Annotated in this window: 20 protein-coding genes; 15 read left to right on the top strand and 5 right to left on the bottom strand. The window is 29.5% G+C overall.

Annotated elements, in window-relative coordinates:
- Window positions 1-10: 10 nt before the first annotated feature.
- Complete coding sequence (locus Q0997_RS00555) at window positions 11-244, bottom strand: acyl carrier protein (RefSeq protein WP_013869581.1); 234 nt, start codon at window positions 242-244, stop codon at window positions 11-13.
- A 181-nt stretch (window positions 245-425) separates the two neighbouring features.
- Between Q0997_RS00555 and Q0997_RS00550 the strand changes: the two genes are divergently transcribed.
- The 5 genes from Q0997_RS00550 (at window position 426) to Q0997_RS00530 (ending at window position 5,281) form a co-directional block, all read left to right on the top strand.
- On the top strand, window positions 426-992 hold the full coding sequence (locus Q0997_RS00550) for a phosphoribosylglycinamide formyltransferase (RefSeq protein WP_299883397.1): 567 nt from the start codon (window positions 426-428) through the stop codon (window positions 990-992).
- Window positions 985-1,626 (top strand): ribonuclease H family protein, encoded by a 642-nt coding sequence (locus Q0997_RS00545; protein ID WP_299883395.1) that lies wholly within the window; start codon window positions 985-987, stop codon window positions 1,624-1,626. Before Q0997_RS00550 ends, Q0997_RS00545 begins: the two co-directional genes overlap by 8 nt.
- 73 nt (window positions 1,627-1,699) lie before the next feature.
- Entirely contained in the window at window positions 1,700-2,317 is a 618-nt protein-coding gene (locus tag Q0997_RS00540) for an START domain-containing protein (RefSeq protein WP_299883393.1), read from the top strand.
- Window positions 2,318-2,374: 57 nt separating this feature from the next.
- Entirely contained in the window at window positions 2,375-3,301 is a 927-nt protein-coding gene (locus Q0997_RS00535; RefSeq protein WP_299883391.1) for a PfkB family carbohydrate kinase, read from the top strand.
- An 81-nt stretch (window positions 3,302-3,382) separates the two neighbouring features.
- Window positions 3,383-5,281 carry an amidophosphoribosyltransferase gene (locus Q0997_RS00530; RefSeq protein WP_299883389.1) on the top strand — a complete coding sequence of 633 codons (1,899 nt, stop codon included), beginning with the start codon at window positions 3,383-3,385 and terminating at the stop codon, window positions 5,279-5,281.
- Between the two features lie 476 nt (window positions 5,282-5,757).
- Here Q0997_RS00530 and Q0997_RS00525 read toward each other — a convergent pair whose 3' ends face one another.
- The gene (locus Q0997_RS00525; protein WP_299883386.1) at window positions 5,758-6,366 is read right to left on the bottom strand and encodes a superoxide dismutase; all 609 of its coding nucleotides are present in this window, start codon (window positions 6,364-6,366) and stop codon (window positions 5,758-5,760) included.
- A gap of 125 nt (window positions 6,367-6,491) precedes the next feature.
- Between Q0997_RS00525 and Q0997_RS00520 the strand changes: the two genes are divergently transcribed.
- From Q0997_RS00520 to Q0997_RS00500, 5 genes are all read left to right on the top strand, one after another.
- Entirely contained in the window at window positions 6,492-9,647 is a 3,156-nt protein-coding gene (locus Q0997_RS00520) for an exodeoxyribonuclease V subunit beta (protein WP_299883383.1), read from the top strand.
- Window positions 9,648-9,692: 45 nt separating this feature from the next.
- A complete protein-coding gene (gene kbl / locus Q0997_RS00515; protein ID WP_299883380.1) occupies window positions 9,693-10,886 on the top strand; it encodes a glycine C-acetyltransferase in 1,194 nt (397 codons plus the stop codon).
- A gap of 123 nt (window positions 10,887-11,009) precedes the next feature.
- The gene (locus Q0997_RS00510) at window positions 11,010-12,440 is read left to right on the top strand and encodes an OmpA family protein (RefSeq protein WP_299883377.1); all 1,431 of its coding nucleotides are present in this window, start codon (window positions 11,010-11,012) and stop codon (window positions 12,438-12,440) included.
- Window positions 12,441-12,513: 73 nt separating this feature from the next.
- Entirely contained in the window at window positions 12,514-15,264 is a 2,751-nt protein-coding gene (locus Q0997_RS00505) for a PD-(D/E)XK nuclease family protein (protein ID WP_299883374.1), read from the top strand.
- Window positions 15,261-16,106: an alpha/beta hydrolase gene (locus Q0997_RS00500; protein WP_299883371.1), complete on the top strand. Its 846-nt coding sequence runs from the start codon at window positions 15,261-15,263 to the stop codon at window positions 16,104-16,106. The genes Q0997_RS00505 and Q0997_RS00500 overlap by 4 nt, the downstream gene beginning before the upstream one ends.
- Here the strand turns inward: Q0997_RS00500 and Q0997_RS00495 are convergent.
- On the bottom strand, window positions 16,090-16,887 hold the full coding sequence (locus Q0997_RS00495; protein WP_299883368.1) for a universal stress protein: 798 nt from the start codon (window positions 16,885-16,887) through the stop codon (window positions 16,090-16,092). The two genes, Q0997_RS00500 and Q0997_RS00495, sit on opposite strands and share 17 nt — an antisense overlap.
- A gap of 92 nt (window positions 16,888-16,979) precedes the next feature.
- Here Q0997_RS00495 and Q0997_RS00490 point away from each other — a divergent pair, with 92 nt between their 5' ends.
- The 3 genes from Q0997_RS00490 to Q0997_RS00480 all read left to right on the top strand — a co-directional run bounded on the left by Q0997_RS00490 (window position 16,980) and on the right by Q0997_RS00480 (window position 19,689).
- A complete protein-coding gene (locus tag Q0997_RS00490; protein ID WP_299883365.1) occupies window positions 16,980-18,314 on the top strand; it encodes an MATE family efflux transporter in 1,335 nt (444 codons plus the stop codon).
- A gap of 132 nt (window positions 18,315-18,446) precedes the next feature.
- Window positions 18,447-18,896 (top strand): 6-carboxytetrahydropterin synthase, encoded by a 450-nt coding sequence (locus Q0997_RS00485; protein ID WP_299883362.1) that lies wholly within the window; start codon window positions 18,447-18,449, stop codon window positions 18,894-18,896.
- 34 nt (window positions 18,897-18,930) lie between these two features.
- Window positions 18,931-19,689 carry a UDP-2,3-diacylglucosamine diphosphatase gene (locus Q0997_RS00480; RefSeq protein ID WP_299883360.1) on the top strand — a complete coding sequence of 253 codons (759 nt, stop codon included), beginning with the start codon at window positions 18,931-18,933 and terminating at the stop codon, window positions 19,687-19,689.
- Window positions 19,690-19,693: 4 nt separating this feature from the next.
- On the opposite strand, the gene Q0997_RS00475 is transcribed toward Q0997_RS00480, so the two are convergent.
- Together Q0997_RS00475 and Q0997_RS00470 are read right to left on the bottom strand one after the other, a co-directional pair.
- Entirely contained in the window at window positions 19,694-20,233 is a 540-nt protein-coding gene (locus Q0997_RS00475) for a hypothetical protein (RefSeq protein WP_299883357.1), read from the bottom strand.
- A gap of 220 nt (window positions 20,234-20,453) precedes the next feature.
- Entirely contained in the window at window positions 20,454-21,113 is a 660-nt protein-coding gene (locus Q0997_RS00470; protein ID WP_299883354.1) for a peptidoglycan-binding domain-containing protein, read from the bottom strand.
- Window positions 21,114-21,223: 110 nt separating this feature from the next.
- On the opposite strand from Q0997_RS00470, the gene Q0997_RS00465 reads away from it, so the two are divergent.
- Together Q0997_RS00465 and Q0997_RS00460 are read left to right on the top strand one after the other, a co-directional pair.
- The gene (locus tag Q0997_RS00465; protein ID WP_299883351.1) at window positions 21,224-22,174 is read left to right on the top strand and encodes an alpha/beta hydrolase; all 951 of its coding nucleotides are present in this window, start codon (window positions 21,224-21,226) and stop codon (window positions 22,172-22,174) included.
- Window positions 22,175-22,232: 58 nt separating this feature from the next.
- Window positions 22,233-23,552: a sulfatase-like hydrolase/transferase gene (locus Q0997_RS00460; RefSeq protein ID WP_299883348.1), complete on the top strand. Its 1,320-nt coding sequence runs from the start codon at window positions 22,233-22,235 to the stop codon at window positions 23,550-23,552.

Here is a 23,552-nt window from a genome sequence, read left to right as displayed (position 1 = left end):
ATATTAGTGCTTATTTTGCAGCTTCAATGTATGATACAGCTTGACCAACTGTTGCAATGTTTTCAGCTTGATCGTCTGGAATTTGAATATCGAATTCTTTTTCGAATTCCATAATTAATTCAACAGTGTCTAATGAATCTGCTCCTAAATCGTTAGTGAAGCTAGCTTCAGTTACAACTTCGTTCTCATCAACACCTAATTTGTCTACGATTATCGCTTTTACTCTTGATGCAATGTCTGACATAATTTTAATTTTTTTAGTTTTAATTAAGAGGCAAAAATAAAAAACTTTATTTTAAAACACACCTTTACAGAAAAAATGTGATTGTAATTTAATAATTTCTATTCAAGAAATTGTGTTTTAGCCTATAATTGTTAATAATTATTCTTTTTTTTGTTTGAAGATTTAACATTGAAACTAGAAAATGAAACGTGTAGTAATTTTTGCGTCCGGAAGCGGAAGTAATGCTGAAAATTTAATTAAGTTTTTTCAAAATAGGGACAATGCGTCTGTTATTCAAGTTCTTACTAACAATCCGCATGCCAAAGTTTTGGATAGGTGTAAAAAGCTAAGAATTAGCGCATTATCATTTAATAAAATAGCTTTTACTGAAACAGAAGATGTGCTTAATATTTTAAAGAGTACTAATCCAGACATAATTGTTCTAGCTGGTTTTCTATGGAAATTTCCGGAAAACATTCTTAAACATTTCCCAAATAAAGTTATAAATGTACATCCTGCTCTATTACCAAAATTTGGTGGAAAAGGCATGTATGGAATGCATGTTCATAAGGCAGTAGTAAATAATAAAGAAACTGAAACGGGTATTACTATTCATTATGTAAATGAACATTATGATGAAGGCGCTATCATTTTTCAAGCCAAATGTGAGGTAAAACCTTCAGATTCTGCTGAAGATGTTGCTGCTAAGATTCATGAATTAGAAATGAAACATTTTCCTATAGTGGTTGAAAGACTTTTAAATGAGTAAAAAGAAGAAAAAATATTATACAGTTTGGAAAGGGCATCATACAGGTGTTTTTGAATCTTGGAATGATTGTAAGGCTCAAATAAAAGATTTTGAAGGTGCGCAATACAAGTCTTTTAGTACATTTGATGCTGCTAAAAAAGCCCTTAAAGGAAACTATTTTGATTATGTTGGTAAGAATAAAACATTTACGAGTGAGCTTACAGACGAGCAATTAAAAAAAATAGGACAGCCTAATTATAATTCTATAGCAGTTGATGCAGCTTCTAGTGGTAATCCAGGTATTATGGAATATAGAGGTGTAGATACTAAAACAAAAAAACAATTATTCATTCAAGGTCCTTTTCCAGAAGGAACAAATAATTTAGGAGAGTTTCTAGCTTTAGTTCATGGTTTAAGTTATCTAAAAAAACATAATAGTAATCGTATTATATATACAGATTCTAGAACAGCTATGAGTTGGGTGCGAAAACAAACTTGTAATTCTAAATTAGAACGGAATAAAAAAAACAAACCAGTATATGATTTGGTAGATCGTGCTGTGACTTGGTTAAAAGAGAATGAATATAAAACTACTATTGTAAAATGGGAAACTAAAGCTTGGGGAGAAATCCCAGCAGATTTTGGCCGAAAATAATGTCTATTTAACATGTGGTGTTGTAATGAATCGTAAAATCTAACAACTAAAACAATTAAAAAAAAGAATTGTTATGTTGAAAACACCTTTAGTTTATTTGTTATTAATTCCATTACTAAGTTTTTCTCAAAACGAATGGAAACTAAAAAAAAACGAAAACAACATACAAATTTATACGCGTGCTATTGAGAATATCAATTTTGATGAATATAAGGCAACAACAATAATTGAAACAAGAATAGATAATGTATTAGCAGAATTACTTGAAGCTCCAGATTATACTACTAATTGCGAAGCAGGTGTTAGCTATTATGTGAAATCAATATCAGATAGTGAACATGTTTTTTATGCACATAAACAATTACCATGGCCAATAAAAGACAGAGATATTATTACGCTTTTAACAGTAGAAAAATTGTCTAATAAAAAGATAAAACTCACATTAGAAAGTTTACCCAATGCATTACCCTTAAAAGAAAAGACTATAAGAATTAAAACAGTAATGGGATATTGGCTTTTAGAAGAAAAGGGTGCTAAAACTATAGTAACACAGCAATTGTTTTTAGATCCAGAAGGGAATCTTCCTGCTTTTGTTGTAAACAGTCTTTTAATTAAAGGGCCATTTAAAACATTTTCAGAATTAAAAGCGACAATTAAACAATCTCATTCTAGTATTGTATCACAAGAATAAAAAAACTTGAGATTGTAATTAAAGACTGTATATTTGCACTAAATTTTAAAACGCTTTATGAGCAAATTAGTAGTGGTAGGTACTGTAGCATTTGATGCTATTGAAACACCTTTTGGAAAAACAGATAAGATATTAGGAGGAGCAGCAACATATATTGGTTTATCTGCTTCAAATTTTAATGTAGATGCAGCTTTAGTATCTGTAGTTGGTGGTGATTTCCCACAAGAACATTTAGATCTTTTAACAAGTAAGAATTTAAATATTGATGGTGTAGAAATTGTAAAAGATGGTAAGACTTTCTTTTGGAGTGGAAAATATCATAACGATATGAATTCTCGTGATACTTTAGCAACAGAGTTAAATGTATTAGAGCATTTTAACCCAATAGTTCCAGAAGATTATAAAGATGCAGACATTGTAATGTTAGGAAACTTACACCCAATAGTACAGCAAGGTGTATTAAATCAAATGTCTAAAAAACCTAAGTTAGCAATTTTAGATACTATGAATTTCTGGATGGACATTGCTTTAGACGATTTACTTTCAGTTATTAAAAATGTTGATGTTATTACCATTAATGATGAAGAAGCAAGACAATTAACAGGGGAATACTCTTTAGTGGTTGCGGCTAGAAAAATTCACGAAATGGGTCCAAAATATGTGGTAATTAAAAAAGGAGAACATGGTGCCTTATTATTTCATGATGATAGTGTATTCTATGCTCCGGCATTACCTTTAGAAGCGGTTTTTGATCCAACAGGAGCAGGAGATACATTTGCTGGTGGTTTTGCAGGGTATTTGGCAAAAACAGGAGATACATCTTTTGAGAATATGAAAAACGCAGTAATTTATGGTTCAACATTGGCGTCTTTCTGTGTAGAGAAATTTGGTACAGAGCGAATGGAGAGTCTAACAAGTAGTGAAGTACATAAACGCTTACAGCAGTTCAAGGATTTAACACAATTCGAAATTGAATTAACATAAAAAGACGCGCTCAAATTTTGAGCGCGTTTTTTATTTAGAATATATATTTAACAAACAACTCACAACACAACAACAACAACAATGAGTGATGCTTTAAAACACGAGTGCGGTATTGCACATATTAGACTTTTAAAACCATTAGAGTATTATAAAGAAAAATATGGAAGTGCATTTTACGGTGTAAACAAAATGTATTTAATGATGGAAAAACAGCACAATCGTGGTCAAGACGGTGCTGGTTTTGCTAGTATTAAATTAGATACTAAACCAGGAGAACGTTATATAAGTAGAGTACGTTCTATAGAACAGCAACCCATTCAAGATATTTTTGCTCAAATTAATGAACGTATTAATAATGAGCTTACTGCGCATCCAGAATATAATGATGATGTAGCATTGCAAAAACAGAACATACCATATATTGGAGAAGTTCTTTTAGGTCATGTACGTTATGGAACTTTTGGAAAAAATAGTGTAGAAAGTGTACATCCGTTTTTAAGACAAAATAACTGGCAGCATAGAAATTTAATTTTAGCAGGTAACTTTAACATGACTAATGTTAAAGAGTTATTTAGCAATTTAGTTGAACTTGGTCAACATCCAAAAGAGTATACAGATACAATTACAATCATGGAGAAAATAGGGCATTTTCTTGATGACGCAGTGAGTAAAATTTATAAAGATTTAAAAAAAGAAGGCTATAATAAAAACGAATGTTCTCCATTAATAGCTAAGCGTTTAAAAGTTGGAAAGATTTTAAGAAGAGCAGCAAAAAATTGGGATGGCGGATACGCAATGGCAGGTCTTTTAGGTCATGGAGATTCTTTTGTATTACGTGATCCAGCAGGTATTCGCCCAGTATATTATTACAAAGATGATGAAGTGGTTGTTGTTGCTTCAGAGCGTCCAGTAATTCAAACGGTTTTTAATGTAGCATTCGATGATGTTAAGGAATTAGATCCAGGTCATGCAATAATTACTAAAAAATCAGGCTCAGTTTCTATTAAGAAAATATTAGAGCCATTAGAACGAAAAGCTTGTTCTTTTGAGCGTATTTATTTTTCTAGAGGTAGTGATGCAGAAATATATCAAGAACGAAAAATGCTTGGTAGATTGTTAATGCCAGAAGTATTAAAAGCTATAGGCAATGATACTGCAAATAGTGTTTTTTCATATATACCAAATACGGCAGAAACATCATTCTTTGGAATGATAGAAACTGTTGAAGAGTATTTAAATGAGCGAAAAACACAAGCAATTTTAGATGGAAATGGAAAATTATCTAAAGAACAGGTAATAGATATTTTAAAAGAAAGACCTCGTATAGAAAAAATTGCAATTAAAGATGTTAAGCTAAGGACATTTATAACAGAAGATAGTAGTCGTGATGATTTAGTAGCGCACGTTTATGATGTTACATACGGCGTTATAAAACCAACAGATAATTTAGTTATTATAGATGATAGTATTGTTCGCGGGACAACCTTAAAAAAGAGTATTATTAAAATGATGGATAGGCTACATCCTAAAAAGATTGTTGTTGTATCTTCTGCACCGCAAATACGTTACCCAGATTGTTATGGTATAGATATGGCTAATTTGGAAACATTAGTTGCTTTTAATGCTGCATTGGCTTTATTGAAAGATAATAATAAATATCATTTAGTGGAAGAAGTATATGCTAAATGTAAGAAGCAAGTTGACTTGGCAGATAAGGATGTTAAGAATTTTGTGAAAGAAATTTATGATCAATTTACACCAGAGCAAATTTCGGCAAAAATTTCTGAGTTATTGAGTGATGAATCTGTAAATGCAGAAGTTGAAATTATTTTTCAACCAGTAGAAAACCTTCATATGGCGTGTCCAGATAATTTAGGAGACTGGTATTTTACTGGAAATTATCCAACAGTTGGAGGTAATAGAGTAGTTAATAGAGCTTTTATTAATTTTTATGAAGGAAATAAAGAGCGAGCTTATTAACTAGTAATTAATCACTTAAACAGAAATAGGTGCTTTTAGTCTAAAAGATTTCCTAGGAAAATTAAATTACTATAAATTTAAATCACCATAACATAAGTAGGTTAAGTTCATGGTAGATTTGGGGCAAAAAAGGTGAACTCTCGTTCACCTTTTTTATTTTATATTGTTTTTTAATCTCTATTTTCAACAGTGCTTTTCATCTAATACAGTCTTAAATTATTCTATCGCATCGATAAAACACACTTTATCAGATTTTTATGCTTTTTGTCTAAAAAAACAATAAATCAAATTTGTTCTCGTTATATTTGAGCTTACCATAACATAAGTAGGTTAAGTTCATGGTAGATTTGGGGCAAAAAAGGTGAACTCTCGTTCACCTTTTTTATTTTAAAAGAAACCCAGCAAATTAAATTTTAAGTGTATAAAAAAAAGCAGATTCAAACGAATCTGCTTTTTTAATATATTATTGTTTTTGACTATTTTGCTTCAGCATAACGTCTTTCTACTTCATTCCAGTTAATTACATTAAAGAAAGCTTCAATATAATCAGGTCTTCTATTTTGATAGTTTAAATAATAAGCATGCTCCCATACATCTAAGCCTAAGATTGGTGTTCCTCCACAAGTTCCTCCTGGCATTAATGGATTGTCTTGGTTTGGTGTAGAACAAACTTCTACTTTTCCTCCTTTATGAACACATAGCCAAGCCCAACCAGATCCAAATTGAGTTGCTGCAGCTTTACTAAATGCATCTTTAAAAGCATCAAAAGAACCATAAGCTGCTTCAATAGCATCTTTTAATTCACCAGATAAACGCCCTTTTCCTTCTGGATTCATTACTTCCCAAAATAAAGAGTGGTTGTAGAATCCACCACCATTATTTCTAACAGCCTTATTATCCATATCAAGATTAGTTAATATATCTTCAATAGTTTTTCCATTTAAATCTGTGCCTTCAATTGCAGCATTTAATTTAGAGGTATAACCATTATGGTGTTTAGAATGGTGTATTTCCATTGTACGCGCATCTATATTTGGTTCTAAAGCGTCGTATGCATATTTTAATTTCGGTAATTCGAAAGCCATAATTCTGTGTTTTTATTATTAAAAAAATTCTATTCAAATTTACACATAAAACCATTCATTTAAAAATAATAAATGCTTATCAAATGATTGATTGTTTTTATCTTGTGTCAAAATTGTAAAATAGTATGCCAAACCAACATTCTTTTCGGGTTTATGATGCTTCTGCCGGAAGTGGAAAAACCTTTACACTTGTAAAAGAATACCTCAAAATACTATTTGCTTCTACCAGTAATTATCAGTTTAAACACATTTTAGCTATCACATTTACAAATAAAGCCGTAGGTGAAATGAAAGCTAGGATTATAGAAATGTTAAAACTGTTTTCAGATATAGAAATTTTAGAAACTCCAAATAGTATGTTTAAAGCTATTTGTGAAGAGTTACCTATTGAAGATGATACTTTACATAAAAGATCAAAAATCATATTAAATACTATAATGCATAATTATGCAGCATTTGATATTTCTACAATAGATGGATTCAATCATCGCCTAATTAGAACCTTTGCTTACGATTTAAAGTTGCCACTAAATTTTGAAGTTGAATTAGACGTGAAATCATTATTAAATGAAGCAGTAGATAGTTTAATAGCCAAAGCAGGAAGTGATAAACGACTAACTAAAATTCTAGTCGATTTTGCTATTGAAAAAGCAGATGATGATAAAAGTTGGGATGTCTCTAAAGACTTTAATAGCATTGCAAATTTGCTTATTAAAGAAAACGACTTAGAGTTTATAAAAACTATAGAAGATAAAACCTTAGATGATTTTAAAGAGTTGAAAAAACTTTTGATTTCCGAAATCGAGACTTCTAAAAAAAATATTATCAATAGTGCAACAAGCGTTTTAGAATTAATAACAAAAAACGGATTAGATTTTACAGATTTTACACGAGGGACTTTACCCAATCATTTTAAAAAGGCTAGAGAATTAAACTTTACAAGATTATACGATAATCAATTAGAGAATAATATTTCTGAGAGAATAAAGGTTTATAATAAAACTTTAGATGAAACTAAAGCTAGTATTATTGAGTCTATCTTACCGCAAATAGAAAAAGCATACCATAACACTAAACGTGCTGTTTTTAATTATAAGTTTTTAAATGCTTTTTATAAAAACCTAACACCGCTTTCTGTATTAAATGTTATTAATAAAGAGCTAAACATTTTAAAAGAAGAACAGAATAAAATGCTTATTTCAGAATTTAATAACATTATAAGTAAAGAAATTAGTGGACAACCTACTCCTTTTATTTATGAGCGAATGGGAGAAAAATTTCGACATTATTTTATAGATGAATTTCAAGATACATCGCAAATGCAATGGGGAAACTTAATTCCTTTAGTAGAGAATACATTGTCTGGGCAAAATATAAAAGGAGAACAAGGGACAGCAATGTTGGTTGGTGATGCCAAACAAGCTATTTATAGATGGCGAGGCGGAAAAGCAGAACAATTTATAGGTTTATTTAATGAGGACAACCCATTTCATGTAGAAAAACAACTTGAAAACTTGCCTGCAAACTATCGTAGTTTCGAGAACATAGTAGATTTTAATAATCGTTTTTTTGAGTTCTTATCTACTACAGTGTTTATGAATCTAGATTATTCTAATTTATATAAACATGCTAGTCAAGATTTTTTTATAGAAGAGAAAGGCTATGTTAACCTTAAGTTTATTGATTTTGATACTGGTGAAAATAGAAATGATTTATACACTAATGAGGTTCTTGAAAGTGTTAACTCTTGTCTAGAAAATGGTTATACATTAAAAGACATTTGTATTCTAGTTAGAAAGAAAAAAGAAGGTATTGCTATTGCTGAATTTTTAAGTAGTAAAGGATTAAAAATTACTTCTAGCGAAACAATGCTAATTAGTAACTCACCGGAAGTTAATTTTGTAAATAATCTTTTAATACTATTAGTCAATCCAAATGATAGTGAATCTAGACTTTCTATTTTAGATTTTCTAGCTCAAAAGTATTCTATAAAAGATAAGCATGAGTATTTTCAAAACCATATAAAAATAGAGCTTACTGAATTATTTAAAAGTTTTGAGTCTTTCGGAATCTTTATCAATTCAAAAATAATAATCCAGCAAGCACTTTATGATGTTGTTGAAACCATTGTTCGCGAATTTAAATTAGTAGACAGTTCTAATGCTTATATTCAATTTTATCTTGATTTGGTTTTAGAGTATTCTCAAAAAAATATTTCAGATGTTTTATCATTTTTGGACTATTTCGAGAAAAAGAAAGATAGTTTAAGTATTGTGTCGCCTCAAAATCAAGACGCTATTCAAATAATGACGATTCATAAATCTAAAGGGTTAGAATTTCCTGTTGTTATATTTCCGTATGCAGATTTAGATATTTATAGAGAAATTGAACCTAAAGAATGGATTGCACTAGATGCTGAGAAGTATAAAGGTTTTACGCATACACTTTTAAATTATAATAAAGATTTTGAGCTATATGGAGATGTTGGAAATTATATTTATAAAAGACATCAAGCAGAATTAGAACTAGATAATGTTAATTTATTATATGTTGCTTTAACTCGCCCAATAGAACAATTATATGTTATAGGTAAAAAAGACATTGATTCTAAAGGTTTTGTTAAGCCTAATACATATTCAGGAATGCTAATTAATTATTTGATGCAAAGTAATCATTGGGATAATTCGAAAATGGAATATAGTTTTGGTTCTCAAAAGCGATCAATAACTAAAGCAGTAAATAATAAAAATGAAACAATAGAATTAGAAGAATTTATATCTACAGCTAAACAAGATCATAATATTAAAGTTATAACAAATTCAGGCTATTTATGGGATACAAATCAAGAGCAAGCCATTGAGAAAGGAAATCTTTTACATGATATTATGGAGCATATTAAAACAGAAAATGATGTTGATTTTGCTATTAATGATTTTATAACTTCTGGAGTAATTAATAATGAACAAGCAGATGCGCTTCGGGTTTCAATACTTCAAATAATAAACCATCCAGATTTAAAAAAGTATTATTCCGAAAGTAATACGGTATATAATGAACGCGATATTATTTCTAAGACAGGCAAAATTTATAGACCAGACCGTTTAATTATTAATAATGAAAATGAAGTTGTAATTATTGATTATAAAACAGGATTGCATAATCCTAAATACCAACATCAACTTCAAGACTATCATGATGTTTTGGAAGAGATGGAATTTAAAGTGTCTAAAAAAATATTAATATATATTAATAAAGATATTACTATTAAAAATTATAATTAGTTTAAACATTCTTAGATTTGTAAAACCAACTAATTAAAGAAAAATATGTACGGTAAAATAAAAGAATACTTACAAGAAGAAATACAAAGCATAAAAAGTAATGGGCTATATAAAGAAGAGCGTATTATAACATCACCACAAGGAGCAGAGATTACATTAAATACAGGAGAAACCGTTTTAAATTTCTGTGCAAACAATTATTTGGGACTGTCATCGCATCCAGAAGTGATTAAAGCTGCGCAAGATACAATGAATACTCATGGTTTTGGTATGTCTTCGGTAAGATTTATTTGTGGAACACAAGACATACATAAAGAGCTTGAACAAAAAATCGCAGATTTTTACGGTACAGAAGATACTATATTATATGCTGCTGCTTTTGATGCTAATGGAGGTGTTTTCGAACCTTTACTTAGTAAAGAAGATGCTATTATTTCAGATTCTTTAAATCATGCTTCTATTATTGATGGTGTGCGTTTATGTAAGGCGGCACGTTATCGTTATCAAAATAATGATATGGCAGATTTAGAACAACAACTTATAGCTGCTAATGAAAATGGAGCACGTTTTAAAATAATAGTAACAGATGGTGTGTTTTCAATGGACGGTTTAGTTGCTCCTTTAGATAAGATATGTGATTTAGCAGATAAATACGATGCGTTAGTTATGATAGATGAGTGTCATGCTACAGGTTTTATAGGAGAAACAGGAATAGGAACACTTGAAGAAAAAGGTGTTTTAGGACGTATAGATATTATTACTGGAACTTTAGGAAAAGCTCTTGGTGGCGCCATGGGAGGTTATACAACAGCAAAAAAAGAGGTTATAGATATATTACGTCAGCGTTCTAGACCTTATTTATTTTCAAACTCTTTAGCGCCAGCTATTGTGGGAGCATCAATTAAGGTTTTTGATATGCTTAAAAATGATACATCTTTACGAGATAAGCTAGAAAGTAATACAAATTACTTTAAAAAAGGTATGAAATCAGCCGGATTTGATGTTATAGATGGAGATTCAGCTATAGTACCAGTAATGCTTTATGATGCAAAATTATCTCAAACAATGGCAAATATGCTTTTACAGGAAGGAATTTATGTTATAGGGTTCTTTTTTCCTGTAGTACCAAAGGATAAAGCTAGAATAAGAGTACAGTTATCTGCTGCTCATGAAAAAGAACATTTAGATAAAGCTATTGAGGCCTTTACAAAAGTTGGTAAGACTTTAGAAATAATATAAAAGGCTTAATAATTTTGACATTTTATGTCAATAACCAATATTTTTATATATTTGTCTTTGTTAAAAAGATTTAACAACTTATTTTTGCTTCTAATTAACACTTAAAAATTAAACTTTTTGAATATGAAAAATCTTAGCAGATTATTATTCGCATTAGTACTTATTGTAAGTTTCAATAATGTAAATGCACAAGACCAAGACAATCCTTGGGCTATTAAATTTGGTATAAACGCGGTTGACGTTTATCCAGTTGGAGAAGATGCTCCTCAGGGAGATTACTTTGACGAATTCTTTAATGTTGAAGATCACTGGAATATTCTTCCTTCTTTATCTACAATTTCGGCATCTAAATACATATCAGATAACTTTAGTGTTGAAGTTGGAGGTTCTATTAATAGAATAACTAAATGGGGACAATTTGGTGATACTACACCAAGTGTAAGAGTTGGAGATTTAAGCTACTATGCATTAGATGCATTAGTTAGATATAATTTAGGAAGCTTAATCAAGTGTAAAACTTTCGAGCCAACATTTGGTATCGGTGGTGGATATACATGGATTGAAGAAGGACGATATAATGACAACGGAGTAGGTGGAACTAATAATGTAGGAGCTGGAACTTTAAATGCAGCTCTTGGTGCAACTTACTGGTTTAATGAAAATATTGGTGTTTTTGTTGAAAGTAAATATAAGCACTCTTTTAGTGATTACTTAACAAAGCATTTCCAACATTCTGCTGGTGTATCAGTTAGATTTGGAGGAAAAGATTCTGATGGAGATGGTATATACGACAAAAATGATGCTTGTCCAGAAGTATTTGGTTTAGAAGCTTTCAACGGTTGTCCAGATGCTGATGCTGATGGTATCGAAGATAGTAAAGATGATTGTCCAAATGTTGCTGGTTTAGCAGAATTTAATGGATGTCCTGATACTGATGGTGATGGTGTTGTTGATGGTAGTGATGATTGTCCTACTGTTAAAGGTCTTAAAAACTTAAGAGGTTGTCCAGATGCTGATGCTGATGGTATCGCTGATGCAAAAGACAAATGTCCTAATGAAGCTGGTCCAGCTGCAAACCAAGGATGTCCTTGGGGAGATACAGATGGTGATGGTGTAACAGATAACGTTGATAAATGTCCTAAAGAAGTAGGAACAGTTGCTAACAATGGATGTCCTGAAGTTGTTGTTCAACCAACTCAAGAAGTTATTGAGAAGTTACAAAGCTACGCTAAGACAATCTTATTTGATTCTGGAAAATCTTCTTTCAAGCAACAAACGTATGAAGTGTTAAAGAACATTACTGCAATCTTAAAAGAATACCCAGAGTCTAACTTTACAATTGAAGGTCATACAGATAGTCAAGGCAGTAAGTCTTCTAACCAGTCATTATCTGAAAGAAGAGCTAATGCTGTAAAAGATTACTTAGTAGAAAATGGAATTAACACTGCAAGATTAACTGCTTATGGATTTGGTGAAGATTACCCAATCGATAGTAATGCAACAAGTGCAGGTAGAAAAAACAACAGACGTACTGAGGTTAAACTTAGAAAATAAGTTTCTCAATACTTTTAAATAAGTTTTTATAAAAACGCCTCGGTTATACCGAGGCGTTTTTTATTTTTATACAATGAATAGTTTTATTTTCGATGTATTAGAAGATCTAAATAAGAAGAATAAAAACGTATCCGATTTAGTATTTATATTACCAAGTAGGCGAGCAGGCATTTTTTTAAAAAAAGAACTTGCTACTGTGCTAAATAAGACAATTTTTGCACCTATAGTTCTTAGTATTGAAGAGTTTGTTGAAGAACTAGCTCAATTAAAATCTATAACCAATACAGAGCTTCTTTTTGAGTTTTATAACACTTATATTAATTTAACTCCAAAGAAAGAAAGAGAGCCTTTTGAAAGTTTTTGTAAATGGGCACAAATACTTCTACAAGATTTTAATGAAATAGATAGGTATCTAATACAGCAAGATAAAATATTTAATTATTTAGCAGCAATTAAAGAATTAGATCATTGGTCTCTAGATAATGATAAAACCGAAATTGTTAAGAATTACCTCAAATTTTGGGATAAGCTAAAATTTTATTACAAAGATTATACAGAAGTATTAATTAAGAACAAAGTTGGTTATCAGGGATTAATTTATAGAGAAGCCGTAGAAAACATTCAAAATTATTGTAATAGCAATACAACGAAACAGCATGTTTTTTTAGGTTTTAATGCACTTAATACTGCAGAAGAAACTATAATTCAAGAGTTGTTAAAAAATGATCTTGGTGAGGTGTATTGGGATATAGATGCAACTTTTTTTAATAACACAATTCATGATGCAGGATTGTTTACTAGACAACATAAGAATAATTGGAAATATTTTGCAAAAGAGCCATATAATTGGATAACTAACCACTATGCCTCTCAAAAAAACATTCAAATTTATGGTATACCAAAAAATATAGGTCAGGCAAAGACAATAGGATTAATATTAAAAAAAATTAGTGATAAGAACCCTAAATTAAAGAGTACTGCAGTTGTTTTAGGAGATGAAAACATGTTAATACCTGTATTAAACTCTATTCCATCTAATATAGAGAAACTGAATGTTACTATGGGATTTCCATTAAGTTCGATACCATTAGCTTCTTTATTTGAAAGATTATTTTCTATTCACAAAAAAGGATCAATAACGTTTTACTATAAAGATGTTATTAGTGTTTTGTCTCATCAATTTATTCGACCATTATTTGATAATGAATCAATAAATCACGCTTCTAAGCTTATAGAAACTATTCAAAAAAATAACCTAGCCTATTTATCTATTTCAGACTTAAAATCGCATAACAATAGCGTTATAGATATACTATTTGGCAATTGGCATAACAATGCTAGAATTAGTCTTGAAAATTGTTTTAAGATTATAAAAAAAATAAAAGAAAACCTTTCGGGAGATAAAGAAGCTAATACATTATCGCTGGAGTATTTATTTCGATTCAATACTCTTTTTAATGAATTGTTACGCCTTAATGAGAACTATAAGCATATAAATGATATTTCTGCATTATTTAGTATATATAAAGAGTTGTTATCTTCTGAAACTTTAGATTTTCAAGGAGAACCATTGCAAGGTCTACAAGTAATGGGTATGTTAGAATCTCGCGTATTAGATTTTGAAACAGTTATAATTTCTTCTGTAAATGAAGGTGTCTTACCCTCAGGAAAGACTAATAATTCTTTTATTCCTTTTGATGTAAAACTAGAAAATAATTTACCTACCTATAAAGAAAAAGATGCAGTTTATACTTATCATTTTTATAGGTTATTACAACGAGCAAAAAATGTTTATATATTATATAATACAGAAGCAGATGTTTTAACTGGAGGAGAAAAAAGTCGTTTTATCAATCAATTAGAATTAGAAGGAATACATCAAATTGAACATAAAATTGTAACTCCTAAAGTACCACGTATTGAGAATAAATTAAATGAAATAGAAAAAACAACTTCAGTAATACAAAAGCTTAAAACTATAGCAAAACAGGGGTTTTCTCCATCATCTTTAACTAATTATATTCGAAACCCTTTAGACTTTTATTATCAAAAACTACTTGGAGTTAAAGATTTAGACGAGGTAGAAGAAACAGTTGCAGCTAATACAATGGGAACTGTGGTTCACGATACTTTAGAGGCCTTGTACAAGCCATTTTTGGGACAAATTTTAAAAGTAGAGGCTATTGAGAGTATGAAACCTCAAGTAGAAACTACGATTAAGCATTTTTTTGAATGTGCATATAAGGATGGAGATATGACCAAAGGTAAAAACCTTATCATTTTTGAAATAGCAAAACGCTATGTTGAGAATTTTTTAAAAATGGAAATAGAAGATCTAAAACAAGGAAATACGATTAAAATTATTGCATTAGAAGATAAGACAGAATTGCCTTTATCTATTCCAGAATTAGATTTTGAAATTAATATAAATGGAACTGTAGATCGTGTAGATGAATATAATGGTATAACAAGAATTATAGATTATAAAACTGGAAAAGTATTACAAAACCAAGTTGAAATTATTAACTGGGAAGACATCTCTACAGATTATAAAAAATACAGTAAAAGCTTTCAAATATTAGCTTATGCCTATATGATGCATCAGAAGAATATAATTAGTTTACCGGTAGAAGCAGGTGTTATTTCTTTTAAGAATTTAAATGCAGGGTTTTTAAAATTTACAAAAAAAGAAAAACCCCGAGGTGGAAATAAAAATACTTTAATTACTCAAGACACTCTAAATAATTATTTTGAAGAGCTAAAAAAACTAATTATAGAGATATGTAATCCAGAAATTAATTTTATAGAAAAAGAGATAAAATGATTAGTAAAAACAATGTTTTAACTAGAAAGAACCAAAAACCTATTGTTTTCGATGTTTTTTTTAATGAAAATAAAACTCCAAAACCCTTAGTAATTTTTTGTCATGGCTATAAAGGCTTTAAAGATTGGGGTGCATGGAATTTACTGGCAGAAGCTTTTATGAATGCGAATCTATTTTTTGTGAAATTCAATTTTTCGCATAATGGTGGTACAGTCGAGAATCCAATTAATTTCCCGGATTTAGAAGCTTTTGCCGAAAACAACTATACTAAAGAACTAGATGATTTAGAGTTTGTTTTAGATTACTTTTTAGCGGAGAACTACGAATTTAAAAACGAAATAGATTTTAACAATGTTACACTTATTGGACATTCACGTGGTGGTGGCATTACTATTTTAAAAGCGTCTGAAGATTCAAGAATTACTAAACTTATAACATTAGCAAGTGTATGCGATTTTGCAAAGAGAACAGCTACAATTGGTAACCTTGAAGAGTGGAAAAAAGAAGGCGTTAAATATGTTTTAAATGGAAGAACAAAACAGCAAATGCCTCATAATTATCAATTTTATGAGGACTTTAAAACTAATGAAGAACGATTAAATATAGAACAAGCAGAAAGAAAATTATCTATTCCTCATTTAATTATCCATGCAAAAGATGACCCATCTGTTAAATATAATGAAGCGGAATCATTACACTTATGGAATAGTAATAGTAAATTATTTCCAATAGAAAATAGTGACCATGTTTTTAGTGCAAAAGAACCATGGAATGAAAACCATTTACCCTTGGCTTTAAATAAAGTTGTAGATAAGAGTATTAGTTCTATTTTAGCCCACTAAGTACTAAAACAGGAAATTGAGTTATATGAAACTCTTTTTTTAAGACAACATTTTTCTCCCAAAGCTTTGTAAAAAAACCTCTTTGGCGTCTTACAACGCATAATAAATCAGGGTTTTGTTCCTTATAATGTTCTAAAACACCTTGGTAAGTTGTCGCGTTTTCTGTTTTGGTAATATTTGCAGTTAGATCTTTTAAATCTGTATTTATATCAAAATCACCTTCATTGTAAAAAGGAGTTTTAACAAGCAATACATTTACAATAGCATTAAAATCTTGTTTCACTTGTTTTAAAGGCTCTAAAACAGCATCTTTTTTAATTTTACCAGATTTTATGGCTAATAGAACACTATTAATATTACTAAAAACATAGTTTTCAGGAACAATTAAAGCAGGAATATTTGTTTGTTTTATAATTTTACCAGAAGTTTTCCCTAAGTAAACTTCATCTTTAATAGAATTGGTTCTTGGTTCCAAAATAATTAAATCAATATTTAAAGACTTACTTACTAGTTCTATCGTATCAATTAATTTCCCTTTAAAAGTTTTAGTTACAATATTAACTCCTTTATTATCTATCTCAGCAATATGATTATCTAAAAAGGCTTTACTTTCACGTTCTAAAATATGGTCTATTTTAATCATAGTCCCAGCCTTTGTATAAACGTTATAAACTTGTACTACATATAATTTTGCTCCAGTAGCTTTAGCAAAATCTACGGCATATTGTAAATGACTTTTTGCATTTTTTGATGAGCCAACAGGAACTAAAATATTTTTCATAGTAAATTTTTTAAAATGATTTAGGCTACAAAAATACAGCTTTTTATAATAAAAGTTTCCGACCTTAGTCTAGCAAAAAATCCTTTTATATTTTGAGTACAAACATTAGTCTAAAACATATAAATACATTGGCAATTCCTGCATTAATTTCAGGAGTATCAGAACCTATTTTGTCACTTACCGACGCTGCCATTGTAGGAAATATAGATTTAAATGCAACAGAATCCCTTGCTGCTGTAGGCATAGTTTCTACGTTTTTATCAATGTTAATATGGGTGTTTGGACAAACAAGAAGTGCTATTTCTTCTATTGTTTCTCAATATTTAGGAGCAAATAAATTGGAAGAAGTAAAAAATCTACCAGCTCAAGCAATATTTATAATCACTTCATTAAGTATATTAATCATTATTTGTACCTACCCTTTTGCATATAATATTTTTAAACTTTATAATGCTTCGGGTCTAATTCTAGATTATTCAATAGAGTATTATAAAATTCGTGTTTTTGGTTTCCCTTTTACATTGTTTACAATTGCTGTTTTTGGGGCTTTTAGGGGTTTGCAAAATACGTTTTACCCAATGATAATTGCTATTGTTGGAGCTATTGCAAATATCTTTTTAGATTATATCTTAGTATATGGTATTACTAATATTATTCCAGCAATGCATATTAAAGGCGCAGCTTATGCTAGTGTTTTTGCACAACTTTTAATGGCAATACTTTCGGCATATTATCTTATTAAAAAAACGAACATTCCTTTAAAAATTAGTTTTCCTTTCAATAAAGAGATTAAACGGTTTTTAATTATGATAGGCAACTTAATTGTTAGAACACTAGCTTTAAATGCTGCTTTGTATTTTGCTACTAGGTTTGCGACAGGTTATGGTAAAGACTATATAGCAGCTTACACTATTGCAATTAACTTATGGTTTTTAGGTGCTTTTTTAATAGACGGTTATGCTAGTGCTGGTAATATTTTATCTGGAAAATTATATGGCGGAAAGGAATATAGCAAAATGATAACGCTAAGTAATAAATTAATAAAATATGGAATTATTATTGGCACAATTATAAGTGTTTTAGGTGCGATTCTATATTATCCTATAGGCAAAATCTTTATTAAAGAACCAGAAGTACTTAAACAATTCTATAATGTGTTTTGGATAGTATTACTTATGCAACCACTTTGTGCGCTGGCTTTTATTTTTGATGGTGTTTTTAAAGGGCTTGGTAAAATGAAAGATCTCAGAAACCTTTTATTATTGTCAACATTAATTGTTTTTCTACCTGTATTATATGTTTTAGATAGCTATGATTTTAAGTTATATGGTGTTTTTATTGCATTTACAGCCTGGATAATAGCTAGAGGCATCCCATTAATTATAAAATTCAGAAAAGAATTTTTACCACTATCACAAAAGGATTAACTTTGAAGCATAGTTTTTTAAACAATACAATATGGATATTCTTAAATTTTTAGGTGGAAATGGATTATTTCTTTTACTAGGTGTTGCACTTGTTGTAATATATATTATTAATAGAAACAGAAATCGTAGATAATGGGAAATATACGCATTACTAAACAGTTTTCTTTTGAAACTGGTCATGCATTATATGGTTATGACGGTAAGTGTAAGAATGTTCATGGGCATAGTTATAAATTATCTGTAACTGTTTTTGGGCAACCAATAACTGATAATTCAAATGTAAAGTTTGGGATGGTTATTGATTTTTCAGACCTTAAGAAAATAGTAAAAGAGGAGATTGTAGATGTTTTCGATCACGCAACCGTTTTTAATAAAAACACACCTCATGTTGAATTGGCTAAAGAACTTCAAGATAGAGGTCATAATGTGTTATTGGTGAATTACCAACCAACAAGTGAAATGATGGTTATTGATTTTGCCGCAAAAATAAAAAAGCGCTTACCTAATAATGTACAGCTACATTCATTAAAATTACAAGAGACAGAAAGTTCGTATGCCGAATGGTATGCGAGTGAAAACTAATTCTTATTAGTAAAGGAATTAATTATATTTACCCATGCAAATTCCAAAAGGAAAGAAAATATATTTTGCTTCAGATAATCATCTAGGTGCGCCAACACAAGAACAATCGTTTCCTCGAGAGAAAAAATTTGTAGCTTGGTTGGATATGGTTAAAGAAGATGCTGCAGCTATTTTCTTGCTTGGAGATTTATTTGATTTTTGGGCAGAGTATAAAATGGTTGTACCAAAAGGATTTACAAGAACATTAGGGAAATTAGCAGAAATAAGCGACTCTGGAATTCCAATTTATTACTTTGTTGGTAATCATGATTTATGGATGAATGGTTACTTTGAAGAAGAACTAAATATTCCTGTATATCATAAACCTCAAGAATATACTTTTAATAATAAAACCTTTTTTATTGGTCATGGTGATGGTTTAGGACCCGGAGATAAAGGATATAAGCGCATGAAAAAAGTGTTTACAAACCCAATTGCTAAATGGTTTTTTAGATGGCTGCATCCAGATTTAGGAGTACGATTAGCACAATACCTTTCTGTTAAAAATAAGTTGATTTCAGGAGATGAAGATGCTAAATTTTTAGGTGAAGATAAAGAATGGCTCGTTCAATATTGTAAACGAAAATTGGAAAGTAAACACAGAGACTTTTTTGTGTTTGGGCACAGACATCTTCCTCTAGATATAGAACTAAAGAATAATTCTAAGTATGTTAATCTCGGAGATTGGATTTCGTATTATACGTATGGCGTTTTTGATGGAGATACTTTAGATTTAAAAAAATATGAACTTTAATAAGCTAGATTTTATCTAATAAATCTTTATTGTCTAATACCTCATTATAATCAATCATAAAATAAGCAAAACAAAATTGCGCTGTCGTTTCACTTAAATTTATAAACCCTATTAATAGAACGTTGTCTATATTAAATGTAAACATGATTAAACTTGCAATACAAGTTATTCCATAACCTATACCAGTTAAGAATAAAAGAATACTTTTAGGATGGTTATATGTGGAAGTGATGTAAAAACAGGACAATATAAAAGCAGAAAATATAATAGTTACAAAAGTGAAAAAACCTTCACTATTAAGCGCTTTAATAGATTTAACATATATGGAAAGTATTATATAGCTTAAACCAGCAATAACTATTAAAATAAATATAAGATTAGTGCCTTTAAATTTTAGATTGCCTTTTTTTAAGAACGGGAATAACAGAATAATACCACTAATAAAGCATATTGAAAAGCTTAATAGAATCCAAAAAAAATTCAAATAAAAATTAGAACTAGCCATATATTCTGCAACCATTGCACTTAAAAAGAAAACGTACACTATAGGCTTTATTTTTTTAGAAAAAATAGAATAACTAAGTAATAAAACAAGGTGAAATAATGGTTTAAAATAAAATTCTAATCGACTAAAGGAAGTCATAGAAATTAACACACAAAAAAGACCAAGAATTAAAGCTGTGTTTTTAAGAAGTGATTCGGTTTTCAAATGATGAAAAAAATTCAAATAAAATTATAATTAACTATTTGGTAATATTAAAAAATTACTTCAGTAATAAATTTAAGGAGATTAAATCAATTTTTCCATCTGTAAATAAGTTGTTTTTTTCTTCAAATAACATCAAAGCATCAGAAGTCACATTTTTATAGACGCCATCAATAGGGATATCATATCCTTTTTTTACTAATAACTTCTGTATTTCATATACAAATTGATTGCGCTCTCCAGAAAACAATGCTTTTTCGGGCATCATTTCAAGAATCATTTGTTTATATTTCTCTTTATTTATTTTAAGCGTATACGCTTTAGTAGTTAAACCTTGGGTTTCAAAACTCTTAATATCCTTATTACTATAACCTTCACTTTTAAGTTTTTTAGAGCGCTCAAGAATATTTTTAAAGTAATTTAGTTTAGCTACTTTTTCGCCATATTTAGATACAGCTAAATTCGTTTCCTCATTATCATCTTCAGGGCTTCTAACATCTATACCATTAACACTCCATTGCATTTGCATATAGTTATTAGCATTTTCTAAAGCTCTATAATAATTAAAAATAGTTTCTTTATTATGGTAGTCTAAATCAATAGTGTTAGATGCTATTATGTTTGCATTTTTGGGGTGAAAACGTTGGTATTCTTTATATTCCGAATAGGCAAATATTAGAATGATAACGACAAGGATAAAAATTAGAATTTTCTTCATTGATGTTTAGATATTATAGAAAGACGTATAGCTCAAACAAAGATAATAGAAATTTAGTTTCATAGTAATTTTATTAGATTTTCTATTATCTTTAAAAAAAACTTCTCATTATGAGGAAATTACTATTGCTATTAGTTTTTCAAGGCGTTTTCTTTTCATGTAAGCCATACCAATCAAAAATTATAAGAAATAATCAAATGACATATCATATATATAGAGAAAGGCAAAAAACATTTTTTTCTCAAGAAGGTGCTATTAAGTATATAGATAAAGGCTATGGAGATGTTATTGTTTTACTTCATGGTGTTCCAACTTCAGGATGGTTGTATAGGAAAATGATTGATGAGTTGTCTAAATCTTATCGTGTAATTGTACCAGATATGCTGGGCTTTGGTAGTAGTGATTCTCCTAAAGGCTATAATATCTATTCTGAAGAAAAACATGCTGAACGTCTTATAGCTTTAATGGATGAATTAAAGATTAAAAACTGGACTCATGTTACTCATGATGCAGGAGGTCTTTGGACATGGGAATTACTAAAAAAACAACCTAATAGAATTGAAAAACTAGTCGTTTTAAATACTATTATTTATCAAGAAGGTTTTAATCCACCAATTCGATTTAAAAAAGGATTTTTTGCCAAAACAGCAATGTGGGCTTATAGAAATAACATTACAGCAAATACAATGCTTAAAGGGCTTTTTAATTCTGGACTAAAAAAGAATACCCTTAATAAGGCAGATATAGAAGGTTATAAAAAACCTTTAAAAGAAGGAAAAACACATGGTATGTATTATTTTTTCACACAGACTTGTAATGCATTACCTAATTATAAAGAAACGTTACTGTCTGTTGATGTTCCTGTACTAGTAGTTTGGGGTAAAATGGATTCATTTTTATTTTGGGAGTTACAAGAAGAGAAAGTAATAAATGATTTAAATATATATGATAAAAATGTTCATTTAATAGACGCAAGACATTTTATACAAGAAGAAAAACCACAACTTATAAATGAATTAATTTTTGATTTTTTAAGCGCGGAAAATAAAAATAAAAACTAATTATAATTGAATTAAACGAAATGAGAATTTTATAGTCTAAGCTTATATATCCAAATTTATGAGACCTATTCAATTACAATTTATTCTACTTTTAACTATAGTATTTTTTTCTTGCAAATCAGACAATACTGTAATTGCTCCATCTGAAAATAATACAACACAAAGTAAGCCCAATATTTTACTTATTATAGCAGATGATATGGGTTTAGATGCAACTCCAGGATACAATATTGGAAGCATAAAGCCTAACATGCCAAATTTAGAAAGCATGATAAATACTGGAATTAGGTTTAATAACCTATGGTCTTATCCAGTATGTACACCAACAAGATCAAGTATTATTACTGGAAAATATGGCTATAGAACAGGTGTATTAAGTGTAAATGATGAATTATCAACATCTGAAACGTCTTTGCAAAGTTATATAGATAATACAACAGGAAATTTATATAATCATGCCGTTATTGGTAAATGGCATTTGTCTACAAATGCCAATCACCCAACTAATATGGGTGTTAATTATTATGCTGGTCTTTTAAATGGAGGCGTACAATCTTATACCAATTGGAATTTAACAGAAAATGGACAAACAAATTCTTCTACTGAATATACAACTACAAAATTTACAGATCTTGCCATAGATTGGATTAGTAATCAATCGCAACCATGGTTTTTGTGGCTTGCATATAATGCGCCACATACTCCATTTCATTTACCTCCTAGCGAACTACATTCACAAGGCGCTTTACCAACAGATCAAGCAAGTATAGACGCAAATCCATTACCATATTATATGGCAATGATTGAGGCTATGGATACAGAAATGGGTAGATTGCTAAACGCTATGTCACAGGAAGAAAAAGAGAATACTATAATTATTTTTATTGGTGATAATGGTACACCAAATCAAGTGGTTCAAGAATATCCTTCTCCAAGAGCAAAAGGAACTGTTTATCAAGGCGGTGTTAATGTACCAATGATAATTTCTGGAAAGGATGTAATGCGTATAAATGATACCGAAGATGCCTTAATTAATACTACAGATTTATTTGCAACCATATCAGAATTAACTGGTAATACTGTTTCAGAAATAAATGATAGTAAAAGCTTTAAAACGCTTTTAACAACGTCTAATACCAATACAAGAGATTATGTTTATACCGAAATTAATACTGATGCTGGAAGTAATAATTATGCAATAAGAAACGCTACTCATAAGTATATTAATCTTGGAGGTATTAATGAAGCGTTTTATGATTTAAGTACAAACACTGTAGAAAATCCAAATTTATTAAACGCAAATCAATTACCATTAAGCGATAGTAATGCTTCAATATTAAATGATTTAATTATTAAATTAGACGAAATTAGAGAGTAA

Origin of the sequence: uncultured Lacinutrix sp., assembly GCF_947500325.1 — a bacterium.
Lineage (GTDB): Bacteria > Bacteroidota > Bacteroidia > Flavobacteriales > Flavobacteriaceae > Lacinutrix.
The sequence above is the reverse complement of the archived record's forward strand: the minus strand, read 5'-3'. Positions and strand labels throughout refer to the sequence as shown.